Annotated in this window: 24 protein-coding genes; 17 read left to right on the top strand and 7 right to left on the bottom strand. The window is 67.7% G+C overall.

What is annotated here, in order from left to right:
- The first annotated feature begins 37 nt into the window (after positions 1-37).
- Entirely contained in the window at positions 38-919 is an 882-nt protein-coding gene (locus CH42_RS11100; protein WP_053353213.1) for a hypothetical protein, read from the top strand.
- Positions 920-956: 37 nt separating this feature from the next.
- Positions 957-1,832: a signal recognition particle-docking protein FtsY gene (ftsY, locus tag CH42_RS11095; RefSeq protein ID WP_053353212.1), complete on the top strand. Its 876-nt coding sequence runs from the start codon at positions 957-959 to the stop codon at positions 1,830-1,832.
- Positions 1,833-1,835: 3 nt separating this feature from the next.
- Here ftsY and CH42_RS11090 read toward each other — a convergent pair whose 3' ends face one another.
- A complete protein-coding gene (locus CH42_RS11090) occupies positions 1,836-2,381 on the bottom strand; it encodes a hypothetical protein (RefSeq protein WP_053353211.1) in 546 nt (181 codons plus the stop codon).
- A 78-nt stretch (positions 2,382-2,459) separates the two neighbouring features.
- Between CH42_RS11090 and ffh the strand changes: the two genes are divergently transcribed.
- From ffh to CH42_RS11045, 9 genes are all read left to right on the top strand, one after another.
- On the top strand, positions 2,460-4,022 hold the full coding sequence (gene ffh / locus CH42_RS11085) for a signal recognition particle protein (RefSeq protein ID WP_053353210.1): 1,563 nt from the start codon (positions 2,460-2,462) through the stop codon (positions 4,020-4,022).
- Between the two features lie 9 nt (positions 4,023-4,031).
- Positions 4,032-5,201, top strand: a complete 1,170-nt coding sequence (locus CH42_RS11080) for a hypothetical protein (RefSeq protein ID WP_156322540.1) — start codon at positions 4,032-4,034, stop codon at positions 5,199-5,201.
- A 138-nt stretch (positions 5,202-5,339) separates the two neighbouring features.
- A complete protein-coding gene (gene rpsP / locus CH42_RS11075) occupies positions 5,340-5,768 on the top strand; it encodes a 30S ribosomal protein S16 (protein WP_053353594.1) in 429 nt (142 codons plus the stop codon).
- Between the two features lie 5 nt (positions 5,769-5,773).
- Complete coding sequence (locus CH42_RS11070) at positions 5,774-6,049, top strand: RNA-binding protein (protein WP_053353208.1); 276 nt, start codon at positions 5,774-5,776, stop codon at positions 6,047-6,049.
- Positions 6,049-6,660, top strand: a complete 612-nt coding sequence (rimM, locus tag CH42_RS11065) for a ribosome maturation factor RimM (protein ID WP_053353207.1) — start codon at positions 6,049-6,051, stop codon at positions 6,658-6,660. The genes CH42_RS11070 and rimM overlap by 1 nt, the downstream gene beginning before the upstream one ends.
- Positions 6,657-7,397, top strand: a complete 741-nt coding sequence (trmD, locus tag CH42_RS11060) for a tRNA (guanosine(37)-N1)-methyltransferase TrmD (protein ID WP_053353206.1) — start codon at positions 6,657-6,659, stop codon at positions 7,395-7,397. The genes rimM and trmD overlap by 4 nt, the downstream gene beginning before the upstream one ends.
- A gap of 23 nt (positions 7,398-7,420) precedes the next feature.
- Complete coding sequence (locus CH42_RS11055; RefSeq protein ID WP_053353205.1) at positions 7,421-8,779, top strand: Mur ligase family protein; 1,359 nt, start codon at positions 7,421-7,423, stop codon at positions 8,777-8,779.
- Complete coding sequence (locus CH42_RS11050; RefSeq protein ID WP_053353204.1) at positions 8,776-9,498, top strand: type 1 glutamine amidotransferase; 723 nt, start codon at positions 8,776-8,778, stop codon at positions 9,496-9,498. Before CH42_RS11055 ends, CH42_RS11050 begins: the two co-directional genes overlap by 4 nt.
- A gap of 158 nt (positions 9,499-9,656) precedes the next feature.
- Positions 9,657-10,214 carry a YceI family protein gene (locus tag CH42_RS11045; protein WP_053353203.1) on the top strand — a complete coding sequence of 186 codons (558 nt, stop codon included), beginning with the start codon at positions 9,657-9,659 and terminating at the stop codon, positions 10,212-10,214.
- A 141-nt stretch (positions 10,215-10,355) separates the two neighbouring features.
- On the opposite strand, the gene CH42_RS11040 is transcribed toward CH42_RS11045, so the two are convergent.
- Genes CH42_RS11040 through CH42_RS11030 form a run of 3 tightly spaced genes read right to left on the bottom strand, consistent with a single transcriptional unit; the run spans position 10,356 to position 13,150 of the window.
- On the bottom strand, positions 10,356-11,426 hold the full coding sequence (locus CH42_RS11040) for an FUSC family protein (protein ID WP_053353202.1): 1,071 nt from the start codon (positions 11,424-11,426) through the stop codon (positions 10,356-10,358).
- Entirely contained in the window at positions 11,423-12,472 is a 1,050-nt protein-coding gene (locus CH42_RS11035; protein WP_053353201.1) for an App1 family protein, read from the bottom strand. The genes CH42_RS11040 and CH42_RS11035 overlap by 4 nt, the downstream gene beginning before the upstream one ends.
- A gap of 9 nt (positions 12,473-12,481) precedes the next feature.
- Positions 12,482-13,150, bottom strand: coding sequence for a DedA family protein (locus tag CH42_RS11030; RefSeq protein WP_053353593.1), 669 nt, complete (start codon positions 13,148-13,150; stop codon positions 12,482-12,484).
- Between the two features lie 290 nt (positions 13,151-13,440).
- On the opposite strand from CH42_RS11030, the gene CH42_RS11025 reads away from it, so the two are divergent.
- The 4 genes from CH42_RS11025 to cydC all read left to right on the top strand — a co-directional run bounded on the left by CH42_RS11025 (position 13,441) and on the right by cydC (position 19,490).
- On the top strand, positions 13,441-14,895 hold the full coding sequence (locus tag CH42_RS11025; protein WP_053353200.1) for a cytochrome ubiquinol oxidase subunit I: 1,455 nt from the start codon (positions 13,441-13,443) through the stop codon (positions 14,893-14,895).
- 9 nt (positions 14,896-14,904) lie between these two features.
- Positions 14,905-15,933: a cytochrome d ubiquinol oxidase subunit II gene (gene cydB, locus CH42_RS11020; RefSeq protein WP_053353199.1), complete on the top strand. Its 1,029-nt coding sequence runs from the start codon at positions 14,905-14,907 to the stop codon at positions 15,931-15,933.
- Positions 15,934-16,032: 99 nt separating this feature from the next.
- A complete protein-coding gene (cydD, locus tag CH42_RS11015) occupies positions 16,033-17,748 on the top strand; it encodes a thiol reductant ABC exporter subunit CydD (RefSeq protein ID WP_053353198.1) in 1,716 nt (571 codons plus the stop codon).
- Positions 17,745-19,490: a thiol reductant ABC exporter subunit CydC gene (gene cydC / locus CH42_RS11010; protein WP_075205341.1), complete on the top strand. Its 1,746-nt coding sequence runs from the start codon at positions 17,745-17,747 to the stop codon at positions 19,488-19,490. Before cydD ends, cydC begins: the two co-directional genes overlap by 4 nt.
- Here the strand turns inward: cydC and CH42_RS11005 are convergent.
- Together CH42_RS11005 and CH42_RS11000 are read right to left on the bottom strand one after the other, a co-directional pair.
- On the bottom strand, positions 19,465-20,295 hold the full coding sequence (locus CH42_RS11005) for an aminotransferase class IV (protein WP_053353197.1): 831 nt from the start codon (positions 20,293-20,295) through the stop codon (positions 19,465-19,467). The two genes, cydC and CH42_RS11005, sit on opposite strands and share 26 nt — an antisense overlap.
- A complete protein-coding gene (locus CH42_RS11000) occupies positions 20,292-20,996 on the bottom strand; it encodes a maleylpyruvate isomerase N-terminal domain-containing protein (RefSeq protein ID WP_053353196.1) in 705 nt (234 codons plus the stop codon). The genes CH42_RS11005 and CH42_RS11000 overlap by 4 nt, the downstream gene beginning before the upstream one ends.
- A gap of 34 nt (positions 20,997-21,030) precedes the next feature.
- On the opposite strand from CH42_RS11000, the gene CH42_RS10995 reads away from it, so the two are divergent.
- The gene (locus CH42_RS10995; protein WP_082309434.1) at positions 21,031-22,545 is read left to right on the top strand and encodes an anthranilate synthase component I family protein; all 1,515 of its coding nucleotides are present in this window, start codon (positions 21,031-21,033) and stop codon (positions 22,543-22,545) included.
- Here the strand turns inward: CH42_RS10995 and CH42_RS10990 are convergent.
- Positions 22,542-23,036, bottom strand: coding sequence for an SRPBCC domain-containing protein (locus CH42_RS10990; protein ID WP_053353590.1), 495 nt, complete (start codon positions 23,034-23,036; stop codon positions 22,542-22,544). The two genes, CH42_RS10995 and CH42_RS10990, sit on opposite strands and share 4 nt — an antisense overlap.
- 179 nt (positions 23,037-23,215) lie before the next feature.
- On the opposite strand from CH42_RS10990, the gene leuS reads away from it, so the two are divergent.
- Complete coding sequence (leuS, locus tag CH42_RS10985) at positions 23,216-25,741, top strand: leucine--tRNA ligase (protein ID WP_053353195.1); 2,526 nt, start codon at positions 23,216-23,218, stop codon at positions 25,739-25,741.
- Positions 25,742-25,805: the final 64 nt, after the last annotated feature.

Raw genomic sequence — 25,805 nt, 5'->3', positions numbered from 1 at the left:
GAACGTTCGGCGGATTGACGCCTTAGAGCGAGTGCCCTTGATTCCGCTGACCCCAGAACTGCTGCTCGAGGCGTTGATCGAGTCGGTAGATTCGGCGCGCTACTGGCAGCCGCCAGACGGGCACGACGTGTTCGCGGCGATGCCGGAAGCCCGCCCCGGCCTCTTGCGATTCGCGCGCGCCATCGTGTCGTCCGAAGCCGCGGAATGGTGGGAACGACCGGTGGGAGCGGCGCACGACGTCGAGACCGAGTGGATCGCGCACGAAACCGAACCGGAGGAAGCGCCGTCGCCTCTCGCCCCACCCGAGAGCGCGCTCGCGGCGCTGATCGCCTGGGAGAACGAGACCAGGTACTGGGAGCAGCGCGCTCGATCAGAACTGCACGAGTTGCCCGATGGTCATTCCAATCACTGGTGGTCGAAGCCGCCGTGGGGGCTCGTACGCACGACGAGCGAGATCCCGCGCTTCGGGCCCGTGCAACTGCACCTGAAAGAGGATTCGCACGGCCCCGAAATCGCCGAAGTGCGAGCCGTGCGCGTGGCAGATGGTGCTCGGGTGTTCCGGATCGACCGCGCGGAGCACTGGGCCGACCTCTGCCGCCGGTACCCCACAGACGTCACGCTGCAGAAGCAGTGGGATTGGCGCGAGACGACCGGGCGCCGCGGGGCATGGGTGATGCCGAACTGGCGTGCGGTTGCGGCGGACTGGGACGCCGTGCATCTCAGCGTGGCCGGATACTTGCGCAGCGCTGGGACCGTGATCGCGTGCGACGAGCACACCGCGAGTGTGATCGCGGGGTGGGATCCGGACACCACGTACTGGCTCGGGTCGGCCGCTGTACCCGAAACCGCTGCGGTTGAATGGCGTCGCTGCGAGCCCGAAACGCACGTGAACGTGCACGTCTGGTCGCCCGTGGAGTGAGCAAACACGGCGCCGACCGCGCCGGTAGACTCGACGTATGGCAGAGCGATCCTGGTCTTTCTCGAAAGCGTTCCGCAACATCTTCAGCGGTCCCGAACTCATCACCGAGGAGACCTGGGACGACCTCGAGACGGCACTCATCACGGCAGATTTCGGCCCCGACGTCACCGACGCGATCCTCGGAGAACTGCGCGCCGATATCGAGCGGCACCGGGTCACCGAGGTGGCCGAGATGCGTCGCATGCTGCGCGACGTGATCGAAGAGCGTCTCGCGAAGTACGACCCCACCCTCAACCTGTCAGAGCGCCCCGCGGTGATTCTCGTCGTCGGCGTGAACGGGGTCGGCAAGACGACCACGATCGGCAAGTTCGCCAACTATCTCACGGCGTTCGACAAGCGCATTCTCGTTGGAGCCGCTGATACGTTCCGCGCCGCCGCCGTCGAGCAGCTCGCCACCTGGGCGGATCGCGCCGGCGTCGACATCGTGAAGCCTCAGCAGGCCGGGCAAGATCCGGCGTCGGTCGGGTTCCAGACGGTGCAGCGGGCAGTCGAGCAGCAGTACGACATCGCCATTATCGACACCGCCGGCCGGCTGCAGACCAAGGGCGGTCTCATGGATGAGCTGACGAAGGTGCGCCGCGTCATCGAGAAGCAGGCCCCGGTGTCAGAGGTATTGCTCGTGCTCGACGCGACGACCGGGCAGAACGGGCTGGCTCAGGCCGAAGCGTTCATCGAGCACGCCGGCGTCACGGGTCTCGTGCTCACCAAGCTCGACGGCTCCGCGAAGGGCGGCTTCGTGCTGTCCGTGCAGGAGAAGACGGGCCTGCCCGTGAAGCTCGTGGGGCAGGGCGAGGGTATCGGCGACCTGACGGGTTTCACCCCGCACGTGTTCGCCCAGCAACTCGTCGGGTGATCCTTACCAGGGGTACCCGTAGCGCGTGACGAACAGCGCCGCCGAGACGAGCGCGAAGAGCAAGAATGTGCCTGCGATCCAGGGGCAGGCCCACCGGCTGGTGGTGGCGGTCGAACGCGTGAGCGCCGGCCGCATGGCAAGAAGGCCGATCACCTGTACGAGTGCCAGGATGCCGTATGAGGGGTCGGCGAAGAGCCACGCCAACGGCACGAAGTGCAGGGCGACGCAGAGCCCAATCCACCATCCGTACCAGCGTGTCGCGCCGCGACGGGCGAGGACGATGCAACCGCCGCCGATGAGCACGGCCTCGGCGAGCACGATGACGCCGAACACCCAGTAGTTGCCCTCGAGTGCACTCGGCGTCGACCAATTGCGCCACACCAGCAGGCCGAATGCGACGGAGACGAGCAGGCCGATGACCGAGCCCGTACCCCACCACCCGCTCAGTCGTTTGGGCGGATCTTCCTGCGACCAGCCGAACCAGCCGCCGGCCATCAGTGCGAGCCACGCGATTGCGGTGGCCTGATCTCGGAGAAACTCGGTCAGCATTGGCGACTCCTCGTGGATACACGGGTGATGCGTTCAGCGTAACGTCACACCCGCGACCCGCGATAGAATGCTGGGGCTATGGCTACTTTCGGAAACCTCTCGGCTCGACTGACCGAATCCCTCAAGAACCTCCGTTCGAAGGGCAAGCTGTCGGCTTCCGACGTCGACAGCACGGTCCGCGAAATCCGGCGCGCGCTGCTCGAAGCCGACGTTGCGCTCGACGTCGTCAAGGAGTTCACCGGCAAGGTGCGCGAGCGGGCGCTCGGCGACGAGGTGAACCAGGCGCTCAACCCGGCGCAGCAGGTCGTGCAGATCGTCAACGAAGAGCTCGTGACGATTCTCGGCGGCGAGCAGCGTCGACTCGAGTTTGCGAAGAACCCGCCGACCATCATCATGCTCGCGGGTCTGCAGGGCGCCGGTAAGACGACGCTCGCCGGCAAGCTCGCCAAGTGGCTGCGCGATCAGGGGCACACGCCGTTGCTCGTTGCCTGCGACCTGCAGCGCCCCAACGCGGTGACTCAGCTCGGCGTCGTAGCCGAGCAGGCAGGCGCCGACATCTTCGCGCCCGAGCCGGGCAACGGTGTCGGTGATCCGGTGCAGGTCGCGAAGCGCGGCGTCGCCGAAGCGAAGGCGAAGCACCACGACTTCGTCATCATCGATACCGCCGGTCGACTCGGCGTCGATGCCGAGCTGATGCAGCAGGCCTCCGACATCCGTAAGGCGACGCAGCCCGACGAGGTGCTCTTCGTGATCGACGCGATGATCGGTCAAGACGCCGTCGCGACGGCGCAGGCGTTCCAGGAAGGCGTCGATTTCACCGGTGTCGTGCTGACGAAGCTCGACGGTGATGCGCGCGGTGGTGCGGCGCTGTCGATCCGCAGCGTGACCGGCCGCCCGATCCTGTTCGCATCGACCGGTGAGGGCCTCGGCGATTTCGAGCCGTTCCACCCCGACCGTATGGCGAGCCGCATCCTCGACCTCGGCGACATTCTCACGCTGATCGAGCAGGCGCAGTCGGCGTTCGACGAAGACGAAGCGCGCAAGGTTGCCGAGAAGATCGCGAAAGACGCGTTCACGCTCGACGACTTCCTCGGTCAGATGCAGCAACTGCGCAAGGCCGGTTCGCTGAAGAAGATGATGGGCATGCTGCCCGGCATGGGCAAGATGCAGGCCCAGCTCGACAACTTCGACGAGCGCGAGATCGTGCACACCGAGGCGATCATCCAGTCCATGACGAAGGCCGAGCGCGACAACCCGAAGCTGCTCAATGGCTCACGCCGCCTGCGCATTGCGAAGGGCTCGGGCATGACCGTGACCGATGTGAACCAGCTCGTGCAGCGGTTCGACCAGGCCGCGAAGATGATGAAGACCGTTGCTCGGGGTGGCGTGCCACAGATTCCGGGCATGGGTCCGATGCCGGGCATGGGTGGCGGCGGTCGCAAGAAGCAGCAGCAGTCCAAGGGCAAGGGGAAACAGCGTTCGGGCAACCCGGCGAAGCGCGCCCAGGAGGCCGCCGGCCTCCCCGCACAGCCGGCAGCGGCTCAGGGCGGCTCAGGCTTCGGGCTCGGCTCGGGCGGAGCGCAGCCGAGCGAACAAGATCTCGCGAAGCTGCAGCAGATGCTCGGCAAGGGGCTGCGCTAGTCCCTGCGCATGAGTGACGAAGCGGGCCGTGGCGACGCTGGGAGCGGCGACGCACGGCTTGCGATATTCCGTGCGGAATGGCCGCGGCGCGTGGCGTGGTCGCGTGTGCGTGCAGTGGCACCCCAAGCGTTTCGGCAGGCGGCACTCGGGGGTGTATTGATCGCTCCGGCTGCAGCGTGCACGCTGCTCTGGACATGCCTGGTGCTCGAGATGCCCGTTCCTCTGGTGCTGCCGGGATGGTTGGAGGCTCTGCGCGGGCTGTTCACTGTCGTCGGAATGTGGCTCTCGATCATGCTCTGGTTGGCGGCGGTGCTGCTCCTGCGCATGCCTTCGGATACGCGGCGAGGGCTCGCGTTCGCGGAGTTTGCGGAACGTCGGGGGCTGAGATTCGCGCGTTATGGCATCACGCCGCCCGAGCAGGGGGTGCTGTTCGGCGAGGCTGCTGGGGCACCCGCGCCACCATTGCCGCGTCGTCTCGCAGGGCGCGCGCCCGCGCCGGGGTCGGCGGGGGCACGGTACCGCTCTGAATTCTGGCTCGCCTCGGAGCCGTCGATGTGGCATCGCCGATCGCGCACACCGATCGCGTCCCCTGATGAGCTGCAACTCGGACTCGCCGTGTTTGCGGGCGGCAAGAACGACCCGCGCGGCCCACTCGGCACATTCCGGTTCGCGAGCTTTCAATCGACACGCCCATTGCCGCACCTGTTCATCGACGCGCGTCGCAACGGCCGGGTGCGCGCCGTGCTTCGCGGCGGCCAACAGCTTGAACTCGAAGGCGATTTCGGCCGGCACTTCGTGCTGCACGTCCCCAGCGGATACGAGCGGGATGCGCTCGAACTGCTCACCCCCGACGTGATGGCGTGCCTCATCGATCTCGGCCGGTTCTGGGATGTCGAGATCGTCGAGGATCGCGTCATCGTCGCATCCACTCGCGTGCGACGGCGCTTCGATCGCGCCGAAACCACCGCGCTGCTTCGATTCGCCGAGATCTGGGGTGCGGAGCTCGCTCACCAAGTGGCGACCTACAGCGACCCGCGTGCCCCGCGGCCTCGGCTCGACATCGACATCGCGGGGAAACGCCTCCGTCGGCGGTCGGCGGTGTGGAACACCGCCATCGGCGCTGTGGTCGTGGCCGCACTGCTGGCGTTTCCGTGGGTGTTGGGAGCGATTCTCGACTAAAAGTCCAGGTCGTGACGAAAATTGCAAATGCGCCGCGAGTGTGGCAAACTTGACGAGTTCGCGCATCTCGCGCGCCCACGCTTCCGTACCGCCTCGCCGGCAGGTTCGGCGTCGTTCACTTTCATCAAGGAGTCACTCATGGCTGTCAAGATTCGTCTGAAGCGCCTCGGCAAGATCCGCGCACCGTACTACCGCATCGTCGTCGCCGACTCGCGCACCAAGCGCGACGGTCGCGTGATCGAGGAGATCGGCAAGTACCACCCGACTGAGCACCCCTCGTTCATCGAGGTCGATTCCGAGCGTGCGCAGTACTGGCTGAGCGTCGGCGCACAGCCGACCGAGCAGGTCGCCGCCATCCTGAAGCTCTCGGGCGACTGGGGCAAGTTCAAGGGCGAGGGCAACACCGAGTCGCAGATCCTCGCTCCCGAGGCCAAGGCCGTCTTCGAGGCTGACGCTTCGAAGAAGACCGTGCTGCGCCCCAAGGCTGAGAAGCCTGCTGCAGCTCCGGCTGAAGAGGCGACCGAGGCTCCGGCCGAAGAGGCCGCTGCAGAGTCGACCGAGGCGTAATCCTCTTGGCTGAACAGGCGCTCTCCGACGCGCTGGCGCACCTCGTGCGCGGCATCGTCGATCACCCGGATCGCGTGCGCGTCGACGCTCGCGATTCCGGTCGCGGCGACGTGCTCGAGGTGCGTGTGCACCCGAGCGATCTCGGCCGCGTGATCGGCCGCGGCGGGCGCACGGCGTCATCGTTGCGCACGCTGGTCTCGTCGCTCGCCGACGGCGATCGGGTGCGTGTCGACGTCGTCGATACCGACGGTGCCGATTCCGAAACGGAGAGCGGCGCCTGATGGCCAACCCGAATGGTCGTTCGCAGGCTCCCCGTCCCGCTAGCGGGGCGGGGAGTTTGCGCGTTGGCCGCCTCACGAAACCACACGGTCTCAAGGGTGGCATCAAGCTCGAACTCTTCACCGATAACCCCGAACTGCGCTTCGTGCCCGGGGCCGAGTTTCACCTGCAGGTGCCGGCCGAATCCGAATGGTTCGGTCGCACCATCACGCTCCGCGAGCTGCGCTGGTTCAACGATTCACCGGTCGGGTTCTTTGCGGAGGTTGGCGACCGCACCGCGGCCGAAAGTATTGTCCGCGCGATTCTCTGGATCGATGAGCAGGCGGTCGAAGCCGGTGAAGAAGAGAATGCGTGGTATCATCACCAGCTGGTCGGCCTCGATGTCGTGCGCGACGCACCCGGAGCCGATGAGCCGCCGGTCAAGCTCGGCGTCGTCAGCGAGATCCAGCATCTGCCCGCGCAAGACCTGCTGGTCGTGAAGACGGAAGACGGCACGGTGCTCGTGCCGTTCGTCGAAGCGATCGTGCCCTCCGTCGATATTGCCGCCGGAGTGGTGCGGGTCACCCCTCCACCGGGGCTGTTCGACGCGTCCGAGGCTGAGGACGCACGGTGAAGATCGACGTCGTCTCCATTTTTCCGGGGTACTTCGACGCGCTCGAGCTGTCGCTTCTGGGCAAGGCGCGACAGCGAGGGCTCATCGACCTGCGAGTGCACGACCTGCGCGAGTCCGCGCACGACAAGCACCGCACGGTCGATGACACCCCGACCGGGGGTGGCGCCGGCATGGTCATGAAGCCGGAGCCCTGGGGTGCAGCACTCGATGCCGTACTCACGGCTGACGACGCGGGTGATGATCCGCTCGTGATCTTCCCATCGCCTGCGGGTGACGTCTTTACGCAGGCGATGGCGCGAGAGCTCGCAGATGAATCGCATCTCGTCTTCGGCTGCGGCCGCTACGAGGGAATCGATCAGCGCGTGTTCGACGAATACGCGTCACGCGGTCGCGTGCGTCTCGTGAGTATCGGCGATTACGTGCTTAATGGGGGCGAGGTGGCGACGATCGCCATGATCGAAGCCATCGGGCGCCTCGTGCCGGGAGTCGTCGGCAACCCCGAGAGCCTCGTCGAGGAGTCGCACGAAGAAGACGGGCTGCTCGAGTACCCCAGCTACACGAAGCCGGCAACCTGGCGCGATCGTGCGGTGCCCGAGGTGCTGCTCAGCGGCAACCACGCGGCGATCACGCAGTGGCGCCAGGAGCAGCGCGTCGAACGCACGCGTCGAGTGCGCCCTGAGTTGCTGCCTTGGGCCTTGCGCGGGGATACGCGCGGTCGTCACGCCGCTGACGACTAGCCCAGTCGCACTAGGCTGGACGCATGCGTGATGTGCTCTCAGCCGTCGTCGGAAAGACGGTACGACAGATCGCCCGCCTGCGCGGCGGCGGCTCTGCACTGCCCGGCCTGGTGATCGAGAAGATCGACCCCGGGTTTCTCGGGAGGGTGCTGGGCAAATTGCCGTACGGTGTGGTTGCGATCAGCGGTACGAACGGCAAGACGACCACGACGAAGATGGTCGTCGAGCTGTTGGAGGCTCGTGGGCTTCGGGTGTTCACGAACCGCACCGGATCGAATTTCTCCCGCGGTGTCGTTGCTGCGGCGATTCAGGAAGGCGATGTTCGGGGGCGACTCGACGCCGATATCGCCGTGCTCGAACTCGATGAGGCGCACGCCATGTACTTCATCGATCGCGTACCGCCCCGGTTTACACTCCTTCTCAACGTGCTGCGCGATCAGCTCGACCGCTTCGGCGAGATCGACACGACGGCCAAGCTGCTCGAGCGCATCGCAGATGCGACCACCGAGGGGTTGGTCGTGAACCGGGAGGATCGCCTGGTCGCTGCGATCGGTCGGCGCACGCGGGCTCGCGCCGGCGTCGCGACGGAGCTCAGCGGCGGCGCGTCGATCGATGTGCGCGAATTCGGGCTCTCGAACGACCTGCTTGCCACGTTCCCGAGCGACGATGACTTCCATACGACTGCTGCCGGTTCGGCCGAGGGGGCCGAGGTGCGCGAGGCTGCCGACGTGACGCTCCTCGAAGTCGGTGATCACGAAGCTCTGTTCTCGATCGATGGTGAGCAACTGCGCACCACGCTTCGCCTCGAAGGGCTCTACAACACGTTCAACGCCGCGTCGGCTCTCGCGCTGGTGCGTCAGATCATCGATGCCGGCCCGCTCGATTCCGCAGCGGCGCCGCCAGCCCCGACTGCGACGAGTGCAGAACTCGTCACCGCGCTCGCCGAGATTCGCCCCGCATTCGGTCGGGGCGAGCAGCTCGAACTCGATGGGCAGCCGCTCGAGCTCGTGCTCGTGAAGAATCCCGCCGGGTTCCGACTCGGCCTGGCGTCGTTCGAGGCGGCCGGCGTCGCCGCGATGATCGCGATCAACGACCAGTACGCCGACGGTCGAGATATGTCGTGGCTCTGGGACGTCGACTTCACCTCGCTCTCGGCGGCCGGCGTCGACACCGTCTCGGGCACGCGCGCTTGGGATATGGCCCTTCGACTTGAGCACGATGACGTGCCGGTCGCACGCGTCGACGAAGATCTGCGCGAGGCGCTTGCCGCGTTCCGGGCGAATACGACGGGCCGACCCCGGCGCATCTATTGCACCTATACCGCGATGCTGGAACTGCGTCGTGCGCTTGCCGAACTCACGGATGTGGAGGATGTCTGGTGACCGATCGCGAACTCACCATTGTGTCGCTGTACCCGCGCGACATGAATATTTACGGCGACCGCGGCAACGTACTCGCGCTCACCCGTCGGGCGAGCGCGCAGGGATACACCCCTCGAGTGGTCGAGGTGAATTCCGGTGACCCGATGCCCGAGTCAGTCGATATCGTCGTCGGGGGCGGCGGGCAGGATTCGGGTCAGGGCCGCGTTGCGCTCGACCTCGGCGTGCGCGCCGATGAGATTCGGGCGCTTGCCGCCGACGGGGTGCCGATGCTGATGATCTGCGGCCTCTACCAGCTCTTCGGGCACCGTTTTGTGACGCACCAGGGCGAGGAGCTCACGGGCATCGGGGTGCTCGACGTCGAGACGCTCGGCGGCACCGAGCGAATGATCGGCAACATCGTGCTCGACACCACCGAGTTCGGCGAGATCATCGGATACGAGAACCACAGCGGCGCGACGACGCTCGGCCCGGGGTCACAGCCGCTCGGTCGTGTGGTGCAGGGTGCAGGAAATGCGCCAGGCGCCGGTTTCGAGGGTGCCCGCACAGGCAATGTCATCGGGAGCTACCTGCATGGTTCGTTGCTGCCGAAGAACCCGGCGCTCAGCGACTTCCTGATCGGCGAAGCGGCGCGCCGACGCTACGGAACGTTCACCCCCGTCGCTGCTGACAGTGACCTCGTGCGCAACGCGCGTGCGAGCGCGAAGAAGCGCCCGCGCTAGTCAGCCGACTGCGGTACGGTACTGCCCGCGGGGGAGTCATCGCCACGATGACGCGCCCGAATGACGCGACGAAACATTTCTGGACGAGTTCGGGAATATTCGTTTGCATGTAATAGTTGTGTTCAGCAGTACCTCGCACGACCAACGAAAGGCACGTCATGAGCATTACCGCAGAGCAGATCCCCGGCTACCGCGTCGGAACCTGGAACATCGACCCCACGCACTCCGAGGTGGGCTTCTCCGTGCGCCACCTCGCGATCAGCAAGGTCAAGGGCAAGTTCGAGTCGTTCGAGGCGACCTTCACCACCGGTGAGAACCCGCTCGACTCCACCGTGACCGCGAGCGCCGACGTGGCCTCGGTGAACACGAACGAGAAGAACCGTGACGGCCACCTCGCAACCGGAGACTTCTTCGCGGCCGACGAGTTCCCGAAGCTCACCTTCGTGTCGACGGGCGCGCGCGAGGAGAACGGCGACTTTTTCGTGGACGGCGACCTCACGCTGCGCGGCGTGACCAAGCCGGTCACTTTCGCCTTCGAGTTCGGCGGCTTCGGTGAGGACGCGTACGGCAACTACAAGGCGGGCTTCACCGCGACCACGGTCGTGAAGCGCGAAGATTTCGGCCTCACCTGGAATGCTCCGCTGGAGAAGGGCGGCCTGCTGCTCGGCTCCGACGTCACCATCACGCTCGACGTGCAGGCGGCGCTCGCCCAGTAATCGTTCGCCCACGGGCGACCAGTGCGATTGGGGTAACTTCGGACGGGTGCGCGCCGCGAAAGCGGCTGCGCCACTGGTCCGAAGTTGCCCCAATCGGCGTTTTGCGCGGTGCGGCGGCGGTGCGGCGGTGCGGCCGCCGCGTCAGTCGAGCTCGCCGGTGATGCGACCGCGAACGCGTCGCAGATCCTCCATCAGCGAGCCGATGAGCACCCAGTGCTCCGGGTTCGGCCGAGGGATCGTGAACGGCGTCGTCAACGCTGGCGGCTCCGCGTGCGGCGAATCATGCGTCTCAGGCGCGGCGACGAGTAACTCGAGGTCGTGCGCCGCGCGGCGCATTTCTTCTGCCATGCCGATGACCGATGGATCGTCGACGAGGTCGGCGGCGTAGTTGTCGGCGAGCGCGCGGGCCATGCCAATGACCTGCGTGACGATGCGCTGCAGCCGCTGAAATTGGTCATCGTCGATCGCAAGGCCCTCGCGATAGCGGCGGCTTCGCGGGTTGAAGCGCAGGCTCTCGCGCGCCTGGCGCAGAAGTGCGTGCACGCGGGTCCGCTCGTCTTGGAGCCCACGCGCCTCGGCAAGCATCTCGGCGAGCCACGCGGCGTTACGCGGCTCATCCAGCGCGTCTGCGATGCGACGGAGCACCGAAGCGGAGTGCTGTGTGAGATCGACGATCGCGAGATGCACGGACGTCGTGCGCACGGGCGCAACGATCAGCGCATTGAGCAGCACGCCAATTGCTGCACCGATGGCAGTCTCGATGAGTCGCTCGGCGCCGTAGTGCAGTTGAATGCCCCCGAGTGCGATCATGAGCAGTGCGCTGATCGCCACCTGATTCGCCGCAGACGGCGTCATGCGCAGTAGCCATCCCACGCCCATCGCGACGATGATGGCCGCGATGAAGAGCCACGACTGCGGTCCGAACAGCGCGCCGGCGCCGATCGCGACGGTGACCCCGACGAACACGCCGATGACGCGCTCCAGGCCGCGGGTGAGCGACTGATCGACGTTGTCTTGCATCACGATCAGGGCTGCGATCGCGCCGAAGATCGGGAGCTGTTCAGGGAAGATCGCGAGGCAGACGAACCAGGTCAGAATCGCTGCCGCCGCGCCCTTCGCGAGCTGCCACCAGGCCGGTCGCACGGAGACGGTGAACCGGCCGGTGAGGTCACGGTTGAACCGCCGCCACGGGCGGGTGACCGGGCTCGTCACAAGAGGTCCAGCTTGCGCAGCTCCTCGCGCAGTGTGGCACCATCGGGGCCATACACCCACGGCACACCGCTCGTGCTGCGGTGCAGTCGCGCCTTCGACCGGCCGCCGGCAAGCACGGCTTCACCCACGGAGAGCTGGCGGATGAGCACCGCGGCCACGCTCTCGGGGTGCGCCATGGCGAACTCGTGATACAGCGTCTCGTCGTGCTGGCCGTCGTCGCCGATCAGCACCCATTTCACGCCGGGGAACTCGCGCGCGATGCGCCGGAGCTCGCGGCTCTTGTGCTCGCGGCCGCTGCGGAACCAGCGGTCGTGAGTCGGCCCCCAGTCGGTCAGCAGCAGCGGACCCATCGGGTAGAGGTTGCGCGCGAGGAAGCGGCTGAGCGCCGGGGCCGCATTCCAGGCGCCTGTCGACAGGTACATGACGGGGGAGCCCGGATGCTCGGCGACGAGGTGATCGAGCATGACGGCCATGCCGGGGGTGGCGGATCGCGCGTGCTCGTCGAGCACGAAGCTGTTCCAGGCGGCCACGAACGGGCGGGGCAACGCCGTGATGAGAATGGTGTCGTCGATGTCTGAGATCACGCCCAGCCGGGCGTCGGGGGTCACGACATTGACGGGGGCGTCGGCCGCTTCGCTGTCGCCGGCCTGCAGTGTGACGGTGTGCCAGCCGGGTTCAAGGCGCACCGGTACCATCGCATCGATGACGCCGCCGCGATCTGCGATCACCTCGGTCACCGGCTTGCCGTCGATGAGCACGCGAACCGGCTGATGCGGCACGGAAAGGCTCGTGAACGTGCGCCAGCCGCGCACGCGCGAGACTTCGGCCACGTCGGGTCGGAAGCGCGTGTGCTCGCGGCTCTCGGGCCGCAGGTACAGCACGCGCCCGAGTACGCGCACCCATTCCGTCGTGCCGTAGCCGATGTACGGGATCACCGAGGGCTTCTTGCCCCGCGAGATCGCGCGACGTGCGCGCCGCACGTGGAGCCAGTCTTCCAGACGAGCCGCGAAGCGGGGTCGGTGGTCGGGCTGCACGGGCGAAGTCACCGTGCCAGTCTAGGGCGTGGGGTCGTCGTGAAGCTTAGCGTCCACGTCGAGGTGCCGTTGCTCGCGCTTCAGGAACCAGCGCTTGACGAGCCAGACGGAGATGGCGACGACCACGGCGAACCCGGCGAAGATGAAACCCGCACCTTTCACCTGACCGGCCAGTTGGTCGAAGCCCGCGGCGGCACCGGAGCCGAGCGATACGACGATCAAGGCCCAGACGACGCTCGCCGATGCGGTCCAGGGGAGAAAGCGGCGGTATCGCATGCCCGCCATCCCTGCGGTGAGCGGAATGAGCGAGTGCAACACGGGGAGAAACCGTGACAGGAACACGGCGACGCCCCCGCGTTCGCCGAGGTAGTGCTCGGCGATGCGCCAGTTGCGCTCGCCGAGCTTGCGCCCGGCCCGGCTCGCACGGATGCGTGGACCGGCCCAACGGCCGAGGAAGAAGCCGATGCTCTCGCCGCCGATGGCGCCGAGGACGAGAGCGATGACGAGCCAGACGAACTGCGGCGTCGAGGTGACGCCGACCGACGCGACGAGTGCGATGGTGTCGCCGGGCACGATGAGCCCGACGAAGACCGACGTTTCGAGCAGCATGCCGACTCCGGCGAGCAGCGTGCGCAGCACCGGATCGAGGTCGCGGATCCACTCGATGAGGGTGCTGAGGAAGTCGGTCACGCCCCAGAGTGTAGCGATCCGGCCCGAAAAACTGACCGGTGCGGCACGCCAGATGTCGCGTGCGAAACCCGATATGTGCGACCTCACTCGGCATCGAGAGATATTCCGTTCGACCCCGAGTGAAATATGCTTCGACGCCAAACCAAACTCGCAGCAAACTCACAGACTCGGTAGAATCGAGTCAGTCGGCATCCCGCCGATGGCTCCGGCGAGAATGACATCTCGTGGCGGATCTCACTAAGGGAGTGCATCTCTGAGTGAGGTGCGCGCTCTGTGTTCAGGAGCGTGAAATGAACGAGTTCCTCGATCCGTTGACCCTGTCCAGGTGGCAGTTCGGGTTGACAACGCTGTACCACTTCATCTTCGTGCCGCTCACGATCGGCATGTGCCTGCTCGTCGCGATTCTGCAGACGGTGTGGGTGAAGACCGGCAAAGTGAAGTACCTGCGGCTCACGCGGTTGTTCGGCAAAATCTTCCTCATCAACTTTGCGATGGGCGTCGTCACCGGCATCGTGCAGGAGTTCCAGTTCGGCATGAACTGGTCGAACTACTCCCGCTTCGTCGGCGACATCTTCGGTGCACCGCTCGCGATGGAGGGCCTCATCGCCTTCTTCTTCGAGGCCACCTTCATCGGCCTCTGGATCTTCGGCTGGGACAAGCTGCCGAAGAAGATCCACGTCATGACCATCTGGTTCGTCTGGCTCGGCACCGTCGCCTCGGCCTACTTCATCCTCGCGGCGAATGCGTTCATGCAGAACCCCGAGGGCTTCACGATCAACGAGGAGCGTGGCCGCGCCGAGCTCGAGAGCATCGGTGCCGTACTCACCAACCCGGTCGCGGTGACGCAGTTTCCCCACACCATTTTCGCCGCGGTCATGTTCGCCGGCGTGGTCATCGTGTCGACGGCCGCGTGGCACCTGCGTCGCGGGCAGCACGTTGAAGAGATGCGCACGGCGTTGCGTTTCGGTGCGTGGACGAACATCATCGCGTTCATGGGGGTGGGCCTCACCGGTCACTCGCTCGGCATGGTGATGACGGAGACCCAGCCGATGAAGATGGCCGCGGCCGAGGCGCTCTACAACAACGCCTCGGGTGCCGACGCCTCGTTCTCGATCTTCAGCTTGGGTACGCCCGACGGTGCTCATGAGATCTTCTCGATCCGTGTGCCGTACCTGCTGTCATTCCTCTCGAACGGCACATTCAACGGTTCCGTCGAGGGCATCCGCGATCTGCAGGCAGAGTTCACCGCGCAGTACTGCGGCGCGGATTCGCTGCTCACCTGCCCGAGCGATGGCCAGTTCGCTCCCATCATCTGGGTCACGTACTGGGCGTTTCGGTGGATGATCGGCCTCGGCGCACTCGCGGCGCTCGTCTCCGCAGTCGGGCTCTGGATCACCCGGAAGAACGCAGAACTGCCCGATTGGGTGTGGCGGGTCGCCATCTGGACCGCACCGCTGCCGATGCTCGCGTCGCTGGTGGGCTGGATCTTCACGGAAATGGGTCGTCAGCCCTGGATCGTATTCGGAGTGATGACGACGGAACAGGGCGTGTCTCCGGGGGTTCCGGGGTGGGCGATTCTCATCTCGCTCATCGTGTTCACCGTCGTCTACGGATCGCTCGCCGTGGTCGAGTTCAAGTTGATCACCCGGGCCGCCAAAGAGGGGCCGCCCGAGATCGCGCTGGGCGACACGGCCGACGGCGGATCAGGCGAACCCGACCATCAGCAGCTCGCGACGGTCTACTAGGAGACGGACATGGAACTCACCACACTCTGGTTCTTCATCGTCGGCGCGATGCTCATCGGGTACTTCGTGCTCGATGGGTTCGACTTCGGCGTCGGCATGTCGTTGCCGTTCCTCGGGAAAGACAACACCGACCGTCGACTCATCATCAACACCATCGGCCCGGTCTGGGACCTCAACGAAACCTGGTTGATCGTCGCCGGCGCTTCGCTGTTCGCCGCGTTCCCCGAGTGGTACGCCACCATGTTCTCGGGGTTCTACCTGGCACTGCTGGTGATCCTCGTCGCCCTGATTCTGCGCGGGGTGTCGTTTGAATACCGGCACCTCGGCAAGGGGCAGCAGTGGACCCGCTGGTTCGATCAGTTCATCTTCTGGGGCTCCGTCATCCCTCCGCTGCTCTGGGGCGTCGCGTTCGCGAACCTCGCGCAGGGGTTGCCGATCATCCCGATGGAGAACGGCGGGTGGCTCTATGAGGGCACACTGCTCACGCTGCTCAACCCGTACGGACTGCTCGGCGGGTTGACTATGCTGCTCATCACGTTCACCCACGGGCTCGTCTTCGTGTCGCTGAAAACGGCGGGCGAGATGCGCGAACACGCGCGGGCGCTCGCCACGAAGGTCGGCGTCGCGGCGATCGTCGCCGGTGCCGCCTTCCTGGTCTGGACGGTGCTGCAGCACCTCGAGAGCCCGTGGCTTTGGGTCATCGTGGCGAGTGCGGTCGTCGCCGCCGTGGCCCTGATCGGCGGATGGGTGGCGAATGTGCTGGGCCGCGAGGGCTGGGCGTTCACCGGCAACGCGGTGGCGATCGCTTTCGCGCTCCTCGCGATCTTTATGTCGATGTTCCCGAACCTCATGGCGTCGAGCATCGACCCCGCCTACTCCATGACGGTGGCCGGGGGAGCGAGCTCGCAGAAGACGCTGGAGCTCATGACCTGGGTCGCGGTCTTCACGCTTCCGCTGGTGCTCGCCTATCAGACGTGGACCTACTGGGTCTTCCGGAAGCGCCTGACCCGCGACGCAATCCCCGCGGGCGCGCACTGATGCCGGTGGCCCGGGGTTTCATCTGATGTGAAGCCCCGGGCTCCCGTAGACTGCCTCGAGCGGCTCCGCACCGCACCGCTTCGACCTGTCAGGAATCTCGTGAAACCCTTCGACCCGAGACTGCTTCGCTATGCGCGCGCAGCCCGTGGCGTTCTGCTCATCGGGGCCGGGCTCGGCCTGCTGCGAACCGGGGCAGTTCTCGCCTGGTCATGGTGCCTGGCGCAGGCGATCACCGCTGCGGCACTCCCGTTCATGGACGGGATTCCCGGAGTGCGGGGTCGCATCGACGAGGGGGCGTTCGCTCCGGATCAGGTGCCGTGGCTCGTGGCCGGCGCTCTGGCTGCCGTGCTCGTGCGATCGGCCGCGAGCTGGGGCATGGACGTCGTCGCCGCGCGGGGCGCCGTCGCCGTGAAGGCGCAGCTCAGGGCTGCGGCGCTCGACGCGCTCGACCGCCGTTCCCCGCAGCGTGATGGCGGCGCGAGCGACGCCGAGCTCGCGACGGTGCTCGGGCGCGGGCTCGATGCGCTCGACGGCTATTTCTCGGGGTACATTCCCCAGCTGATCCTGACTGGGGCGGCGACGCCGATCCTGATCCTTGCCGTGCTCCTCGCCGATCCGCTGAGCGGACTGATCGTCGTCGTGGTGTTTCCCGTCATCCCGGTGTTCATGATTCTGATCGGCCTCGCAACGCAGACGGTGCAGGATCGCCAGTGGGATCAGCTGCAGCGACTGTCGTCGTCGTTCGTCGATGTCGTCGCAGGCCTCGCGACGCTGCGGATCTTCGGGCGCGAGCGGCGTCAGGTCGCGCGCATCGCTCGGGAGACCGACGAGTACCGCTCGCGCACCATGACGGTGCTGCGCGTTACGTTCCTCTCCGGGTTCGTGCTTGACCTCGCCGGCACGTTCTCGATCGCGCTGGTCGCTGTGACGGTGGGCACGCGGCTCGTCAGTGGTGAGTTTCCCCTCGGACTCGGCCTGTTCGTGCTCCTGCTGCTGCCGGAGACCTTCGTGCCGATTCGGCAGGTTGGCTCGGCCTTCCACGCGTCGACCGAGGGGCTTGCGGCGGCCACCCGCGTCTTCGACATCATCGAAGAAGACGGCGACGCTGCACGTGTGCGCGCGGCGACTCCTGCAGCGCCTGGTGCAGCGGGCGCCGATGCGGAAGCGGTTCGCGGCGTGCGTTTCGACGCCGTGAGTGTGGCGCGCGGTGGGCGCCGCGTGGTCGGCCCCGTGAGCTTCGACGTCGCCCCCGGAGAGGTGGTCGCGCTCGTGGGCCCTTCGGGCGCCGGCAAGTCCACGCTGCTTGCAGCCCTCCTCGGCTTTAACGCGCTGATTCGCGGTACGATCACCGCACCCGAGCGCCTCGCGTGGGCCGGCCAGCGCCCGGGCCTCCTGCACGGCACGATCGCCGACAACGTCGCGCTCGGAGCCGATTCCGTTGATCATGAGCTGGTGAGGTCGGCACTGGCCGACGTGGACCTCGCCGACCTCGATACGGCGTTCGAGCTCGGCGCCGGTGGTACCGGGGTGTCAGGCGGACAGGCGCAGCGCATCGCCGTGGCGCGCGCACTGTACCGGGCGCGCGCACTCGACTGCGGCGCGCTCGTGCTCGATGAGCCGAGCTCTGCCCTTGACGCCGCGAGCGAGGCGCGCATCGGCAAGATCGCACGCGCCGAAGCCGACGCCGGCCGTGCCGTGCTCCTCGTGACGCACCGCGCCGCACTGCAGGCGACGGCCGACCGCGTCGTGCAGGTCGTTCCGGCCGCCGCCGAAGCTCCCGGCACCGAAACGTCCATCTCGGAGGTGGCACAATGAGCCGGCTCACCGAAACTGCGCAACGCACGGACGGGCAGCGCACCGGCCTGAAGCGCACCGCAGCACAGCGGGCCGTGCTCGAGCGTGCGATGCCCAGCCGTCGACGCCGTGCTCCCGGCATCGTGCTCGGCATTCTGGCCGATGCCTGCGTGGTGGGCCTGCTCGGTCTGAGCATGTGGCTCATCGTTCGGGCGGGCGAGCAGCCGCCAATACTTCACCTCACCTTCGCGATCGTGGGGGTGCGGGCGCTCGCGATCGGGCGTGCCGCGTTCCGCTATGCGGAGCGGCTTTTCAGCCACAATGCGGCCCTCGCACAGCTCGCCACGCTGCGGTCGCGCACGTTCGCGGCGCTCGTGCCCCGGGTGCCGGGCGGCATCGAGTCCCATCGCCGCGGCGAGGTGCTGGCCGCGTTCGTCGATGACGTCGATCAGCTGCAAGACGAACCCCTGCGCGTGCGTCAGCCGCTCATCGTGAGCATTGCTGTTACGGCCCTCAGCGTGGTGGTCATCGCGGTGATCTCGGTGCCCGCCGCCCTGGTGTTGCTCGCGGCGCTGCTCATTGGCGGCGGCGCAGCCGTGGCCGTGGCATCGCGTTTCTCGGGGGCCGATGATCGCCGGGTCAGCGCCGCGCGCGCTGACGTCGTCGACGCGCTCCTCGAGCGGTTCTCTGCGGCCGAGGTGCTGTCCGCATTCGGGGCGGTGGATCACCAGCGCGCCCGCATCAGCGACGCCGAGCGTCGGCTCGCGCAGGTGCAGCTCCGCCGCATCCGCACCGCCGGGTTCTCGGGCGCCGTGCTCGGACTCGCATCGGGACTCGCGGCGATCGTCGGCCTGCTCGTGATGCTGCCCGCGCTCGGCACGGAACCTGGTGCCCTCACCGCACCTCTGTTCGCTGCCGCCGTCGTGGTTCCCGCTGCGGTGTTCGAAGTGTTTGCCCAGGTGCCGGCAGCGCTCAGCGCACGACGCGCAGTGCAGGCGAGCGCGGAGCGCGTCGCCGACCTGACCGAGCGCTCGCTTCCGGCGGAGCTCGTGCCGGCCGCATTCGCCGACGACGCAGATGAAACCGTGTCGTCGTTCGAGCCCGAACCGGGGGCGCCGCTCGTCGAGGTGCAGCAGCTCGCGGTGCGACACCCGGGTGCCGACCACGATGCGGTCGCGGGCGTCTCGTTCAGCGTCGCGGCGGGGGAGACCCTCGTGATCACCGGAGCGAGCGGGGCCGGCAAGTCCACGTTGGCTCTGGCACTCGTGCGCTTCCTCGAGTCGCGCGGCGGGTTCGCAGTCGGCGGCCGGGATGTTCGCGAACTGGCACCCGAGAGTGTGCGCGAAATCATCGGACTCTGCGAGCAGCGCCCGTACCTGTTCGACTCCGACCTGCGGCAAAACCTCAAGTTCGCTCGCGACAGCGCTGCACGCGGCTCGGCGAACGATGACGACCTGTGGGCCGTGCTCGATCAGGTCGGGCTCGCCGATTGGGCACTGGAGCGCGGCGGACTCGACGCGCGTCTGGGCGCCGACGGCGCGTGGATTTCGGGCGGTCAGGCGCAGCGCATCGCGCTCGCACGCGCCATCCTCGCGGACTTCCCGGTAGTCGTGCTCGACGAGCCGACTGCCGGGGTTGACCGCGAACTCGCCGATCGACTGCTGACCGACCTGCTCGGCGCGGTCCCCGATGACCGCGCGGTGATCCTGATCACCCACACCGAGCTGCCGGAGGGGATCAGCGCGGCCCGTCTGTCGCTCTGACCGGCTCCCAGCTCCGGTCGAGCACGGCGCGGAAGCGCTCGAGTCGCTCGGGGTTGGGCGAGACGAGAGGCGTGCCGTCGAGGTGCGTGACCGGCCGGATGCCGTGCAGCGCATTCACCGACCACACTTCGCTCGCGCGGAGTTCGTCGGGGGTAACACGCGCGGGCGACAGGTTTGTCGCTGCCGCCCGCAGTGTGGCTTCGGTGACCGATGGCACGCGAGCGGCCTGCGCCACAACGGAACCCTGGTGCGCGGTTCCGCGATCCGGCCACCAGATGACGCTGGTCGTCGCGCCCTCGAGCACCCAGCCGGCCTCATCAGTGAGCAGCGGCTCGCCCCCAAGATCTCGGGCCAGCGCGCTATAGCGGGCGATATTGGGGCCCTTGCGCTCGGCCATGGGGGCAACGCCGCGCGGTGCCGACACGAGTGACACCTGATCGCCGAGCGTGGGGAGCGGGCGCAGCGCGAGTGCCAGACTCGGTGCAGACGCCTCAGAGGTGGCCTCGGCGCTCGCCGACCAGAGTTCGAGCCGAGGGAATCCATCGCCCGACACGGCGATGCGCTCGCGGGCCTCGGAAATGAACGCGGCGAGTGCCTCCGCGATGCGTTGCGGATCTGCGGTGCAATCGCGCTCCAACCACGCGGCGGTCGCCGTGGCTGCGAAGCGCGTCAGGTGCGCACTGAATGCCCGCACCTGGGGTTCGCCCGCGTGCGTGCTGACTCGGAAGGAGTCCGCGGCGAGCAGGTGCGGCTCGGAGGCCGGCTCGTGGCGCCCCGCGCCATTCGAGTCCGGCACGGAACTCACGCGGAGCTCCGGTGCGGAGTCGGGTGATCGCTATCGGGCACCGCAGCCGGTGCTGCGAGCACCGAGTATCCCGCGGGCAGAGATGCTCTGCCGGTGAGCGCGAGCAGCAGCGTGGCGCCTGACCCGCCTCGGGCCGCGAGCGACCCGGCCAACTGCAGGCCACCCGCGAGCACCTCGGCCGGCGGATCGCCAGGCCCGCTCGACGATGCACCGCGTGAGCCGGCGGTGGCGCGTTGAATGTCGAGGCCGTGCACGACGAGTTCGAACGCACGGGTCGGGAGGTACGCGTCGAGTCGCATGCCGCCCACGATCGTCTCGATCACCGGATTGCCGGCGTCGCGCACGGCGCGCAGCACGCGGGCGGCGATCTCCGCGAACGCCAACGCCGGGTCAGCGCCGAGTGCCGCGCCGGCATCGACGCCGCGCTGCAGCACGGCAGACTCATCGGTGCTGGGGTGCGCGAGGTTGCGCGCGTAGTACTCCTCGGCGCTGCGCACGACCTCGATATCCGTGGGCCGGGCGAGATACGTTTCGACGGTGAGGAGCGCACGGCTCGTGTGCCCGACGAGCGCGCGCAGGTTCCACGCGCCGAGCCCCGGCCCCTCCCAGTCCGCGTCGCCGAGCGCGTCGACCACCTCGACCGCCCAGACCGCGGCCGCAGCGAAGTTCGTGCGCGACTCCGCGATTCCGTCGATCTGCATGTCGCGAGCGTAGCACCGGCGGTACGCTGTGACGATGCCTGAAGACCGGTCCGATCCGCACGCTGCACCGAGTGGTGCCGTGCGTTTCGTTGGCACGTTTTTCGAGGACGCCGTTGCGCTCGCCCGGCGCTTCGCGGCCGCAGGGCGGGCCTGGTGCTGGTTCGACGGCGAGGTCTCGGCCCCCGGAGAATCGCGAGTGTCGTACTTTGCGCTCGCATCGGAGGTGCACCGAGCCGAACGCGGTCGCGAGTCGGCGTTTCTCGATGCGTTGCGGGCTGCCGATGCGGCACCGACCGTGGGCAGCGGCGACCGCTCAGTGTGTGGCGGTTGGGCCGGCGGCTGGGCGGTAGCGCTGGGGTACGAGTTCGGAGTCGCGCTGCTCGGCATCGAGCCGCTTGCCGATTTCGGCGGCAGCGGCCGCGACGATCGTGGTGCCCAGCTCGCACCCGGGTTCGCGCTTCGCTGCGATGTGGTGCTCGCCATCGACCATGAATCGCTGACCGCGCGCCTGCACGGTCCGAGCGAACACGCGATCGACGCCTGGCTCGCCGAGCACGGTGGCCTCCTCGCCGCAGCGGCACCCACACCCACATCCACACCCACATCCGTACCCGAACCTGGGCATTCGGCCGAGCCGCGTGGCGCCGCGATCGCGCCCGGGGTACAGGTCTCAACGCATCCGCAGTGGCGCCGCGACGACGCGAGCTACGCGAGAGAGGTGGATGCGTGCCGCGCCGCGATCCGGGCGGGCGATGCGTACGTGCTGTGCCTCACCGACACGGCGGATGCGGCAGGGGCGCCGCAGGATGCGCGCAGTGCCGTCGACGTTTACGCCCGTTTGCGCACGCTGGGCACGCCGATACGCGGCGGCATCATGGATGCGGGGGACCGGGCGCTCGTGAGCGCCAGCCCCGAACGGTTCCTCTCTGTGCGCGGCGATCGTGTGGTGACGCACCCGATCAAGGGCACGCGGCGCCGAGGCGACACCGCGGCCGCAGATCGGGAGCTCGCGGAGGAACTCGCGGCGGATCCGAAAGAGCGCGCTGAGAACCTCATGATCGTCGATCTGATGCGCAACGACCTGAGCCGCGTGTGCGTGCCGGGCACGGTGCGGGTCGAGCGATTCCTCGAGGTCGAGACCCACGCGCACGTGCATCAGCTGGTGAGTACCGTTGCCGGCCGGCTGAGCGCACACTCCGGGATCTGGGACGCGATCGCTGCGACCTTCCCGGGCGGCTCGATGACCGGCGCCCCCAAGCGGCGCGCGGTCGAGCTGCTTCAGCAGATCGAAGGCGGCCCGCGCGGGCTCTATTCGGGGTGCTTCGGATGGGTCGATCGCGGAGGCGACGCCGAGATCGCCATGACCATCCGCAGCGTGGAACTGCTGCGCGAGCGCGCCCACGGCGGCGCAACCGCCACCGTGGGCGCGCGCCTCGGCGCGGGCGGTGGCATCACGATCGACTCGGTGCCGCAGCGCGAGGTCGCCGAGAAGCACCTCAAAGCGGCGGCACTGATGGCCGCGCTGACGCCCGAAGCGATCGCAGACTAGGCGCCGGACGCCTCACCCTCGGCGATGCTCGCGAGGCCCTCGGTCGCAGCGGTCCACCCTTCCGTGAACCCGAGGTCCGCGTGCGTCTGGCGATCCTGCGCCGTCACGTGACGAGCGATCGCCCGGTATTCCGTGCCCTCGGGGTGATCGGTGAACGTGAATTCGGCGGTGAGCGCGATCGGGGCGGGAGCCACCGGTCGCCATTCGGCGTCAATCGCGTTGGTGAAGACGATGCGCCGGGCCGTCTCGGCCGCGAGGAAGACGGCGCTCATGTGCGGCACGAATGTGGTGCCGTCCTCGCTCATGCGGATGACGAATCCGCCTCCGGGCACGAGTTCCAGGCGGTCGATGCGGGTGGTGATCGGCCCCGGGATCCACCACTGCGCGAGGCGCTCCGGGTCGCTCCACGCCCGCCAGACGACTGCTCGGGGCGCGCGAATGATGCGGCTGACTTCGAGGTCGAGCTCGGCGTCGAACGGGGTGAATGGCATGTCGGCTCCTGTCGGTGACTGCCGGGTGCTGTCGGCATCGGATGGCGGATCGCACGGCGTCGTCTCAGTATGCGCCGCAGGCGCGGTCGACGCGAGCATTCCGCAGCGCTCGACGCGGTATCCTGGACGGAAGTGTGCGCTCGCGACGGCGGGCGATCCCGAACGAGATCGAGGTATGTGTGACCGAGCAGCAGGGCCGCGACGCCGAAGGCTACGACTTCCAGGCGATTCAAGACCGCTGGCTTCCCGTATGGGATGAGCTGAAGCCCTTCGAGGTGCCGAACGAGGGTTCGGAGAAGCCGAAGAAGTACGTGCTCGACATGTTCCCGTACCCCTCGGGCGACCTGCACATGGGCCACGCCGAGGCGTTCTGCTTCGGTGACGTGCTCGCGCGCTACTGGCGCGGGCGCGGCTACGACGTGCTGCACCCGATCGGCTGGGACTCGTTCGGCCTGCCTGCCGAAAACGCGGCGATCAAGCGCGGCGTCGACCCGCGCGAGTGGACGTACGCGAACATTGCGCAGCAGAAGGCCTCGTTCCGCCTGTACGCGCCGTCGTTCGACTGGAGCCGCGTGCTGCACACGAGCGACCCCGAGTACTATCGCTGGAACCAGTGGCTCTTCCTGAAGATGTACGAGAAGGGGCTCGCTTACCGCAAGGCGAGCTGGGTCAACTGGGATCCGGTAGACCAGACCGTGCTCGCCAACGAGCAGGTGCTCGCCGACGGCACGTCTGAGCGCTCGGGTGCGATGGTCGTGAAGAAGAAGCTGACGCAGTGGTACTTCCGCATCACGGACTACGCGGATCGCCTGCTCGACGACCTCGACGCGCTCGAAGGCCAGTGGCCCACCAAGGTGCTCAACATGCAGCGCAACTGGATCGGCCGCTCGCGCGGTGCCGAGGTCAAGTTCGAGATTGAGGGCCGCGCTGAGAAGGTGCCCGTCTTCACGACCCGACCCGACACCCTGCACGGGGCGACCTTCATGGTCGTGGCCCCCGACTCCGACCTCGCGGCGGAGCTCGCCGAGGGCGCGTCCGAGGAGTCGCGTGCGGCGTTCCAGGAGTACCTGGCCGCGACGCAGAAGCAGACCGAGATCGAGCGTCAGAACGCTGATCGCGAGAAGACCGGCGTCTTCCTCGACCACTTCGCGGTCAACCCGGTAAACGGTGAGCGCATCCCGGTCTGGGCGTCCGACTACGTGCTCGCCGATTACGGTCACGGCGCGATCATGGCGGTGCCCGCGCACGACCAGCGCGACCTCGACTTCGCGCTGAAGTTCGAACTTCCGGTGCGCGTCGTCGTCGACGTGCGCGACGCCGACGGCGCCGAGCTGCCCGATCCCGCCGAAAGCGGCGTCGCGACGGCGGGCGAGGGCGTGCTGGTCAACTCGGCTGAGCTCGACGGCCTGCCGAAGACTGAGGCGATCGCGCGCGCGATTGAGGTGCTCGAGCAACGCGGCACCGGCCGCGCCTCGACGACGTACCGCCTGCGTGACTGGCTGATCTCGCGCCAGCGCTACTGGGGCACGCCGATCCCGATCTTGCACGGTGCCGACGGCGAGATGCGCCCGGTCGACGCCGATGCGCTGCCGGTCGAGCTGCCCGCCTCCGAGGGTCTCGATCTGAAGCCGAAGGGCGCTTCGCCGCTCGGCGCGGCCACCGAGTGGGCAACCGTCGTCGACCCCGAGACCGGCGACACTTGGACGCGCGACCCCGACACGATGGATACGTTCGTCGACAGCTCGTGGTACTACCTCCGGTTCCTGTCGGCGACCGACAGCACGCAGGCGTTCGACCCCGAGGTCGTCAACGCCTGGGGTCCGATCGATCAGTACGCGGGTGGCGTCGAGCACGCCATTCTGCACCTGCTCTATTCGCGCTTCATCACCAAGGTGCTGCACGATCTCGGCTACCTCGACTTCGACGAGCCCTTCACCTCGTTGCTCAACCAGGGCATGGTGCTGCAAGACGGCGCGAAGATGTCGAAGTCGAAGGGCAATCTCGTCGAGTTTGCGAGCGAGCTGCAGGCGCACGGCGCCGACGCGCTGCGCGTGACACTCGCGTTCGCTGGCCCGCCCGAAGACGACATCGACTGGGCCGACGTGTCGGTGCAGGGCTCTGCGAAGTTCCTGGCACGCGCCTGGCGCATCGTCGACGACGTCGAAGCCTCGGGGGCGGCCCGCGGCGCCGACTTCGCGGCGGGCGACAAGGCGCTCCGCCGGTCGACCCACCGCCTGCTCGCCGATGCCCCCGGGCTCGTCGAGGCGTATAAGTTCAACGTCGTGGTCGCGCGCCTCATGGAACAGGTCAATGTGACGCGCAAGGCGATCGACTCGGGCGCCGGTGTTGCCGACCCGGCCGTGCGCGAGTCGGCTGAGGCGATCACCCAGATCCTGTCGCTCTTCGCACCCTACGCGTCCGAAGATATGTGGGCGAAGCTCGGGTACGAGCCGAGCGTCGCGCTCGCCGAGTGGCCGTCCGCCGACGAGTCGCTGCTCGTCGAAGACGAGGTCACCATGGTCGTGCAGGTCGATGGCAAGGTGCGGGATCGCCTGACGCTCCCCGCCTCGGTGTCTGAGGCGGACGCCGAAGCGGCGGCCCGCGCATCGGCCGGTGTGCAGCGCGCGATCGGCGACCGCCAGATCGTCAACGTCATCGTGCGCGTGCCGAAGATCGTGAGCATCGCGACGAAGCCCGCGGCGTAGGTCGCGGCGGCGCGGCATCGTGCTCGCGCGGTACCGCACGCGTCCACAGCGTCGCGTATGACGC

Source organism: Leucobacter musarum subsp. musarum (assembly GCF_001273845.1).
Classification (GTDB): domain Bacteria; phylum Actinomycetota; class Actinomycetes; order Actinomycetales; family Microbacteriaceae; genus Leucobacter; species Leucobacter musarum.
The sequence above is the reverse complement of the archived record's forward strand: the minus strand, read 5'-3'. Positions and strand labels throughout refer to the sequence as shown.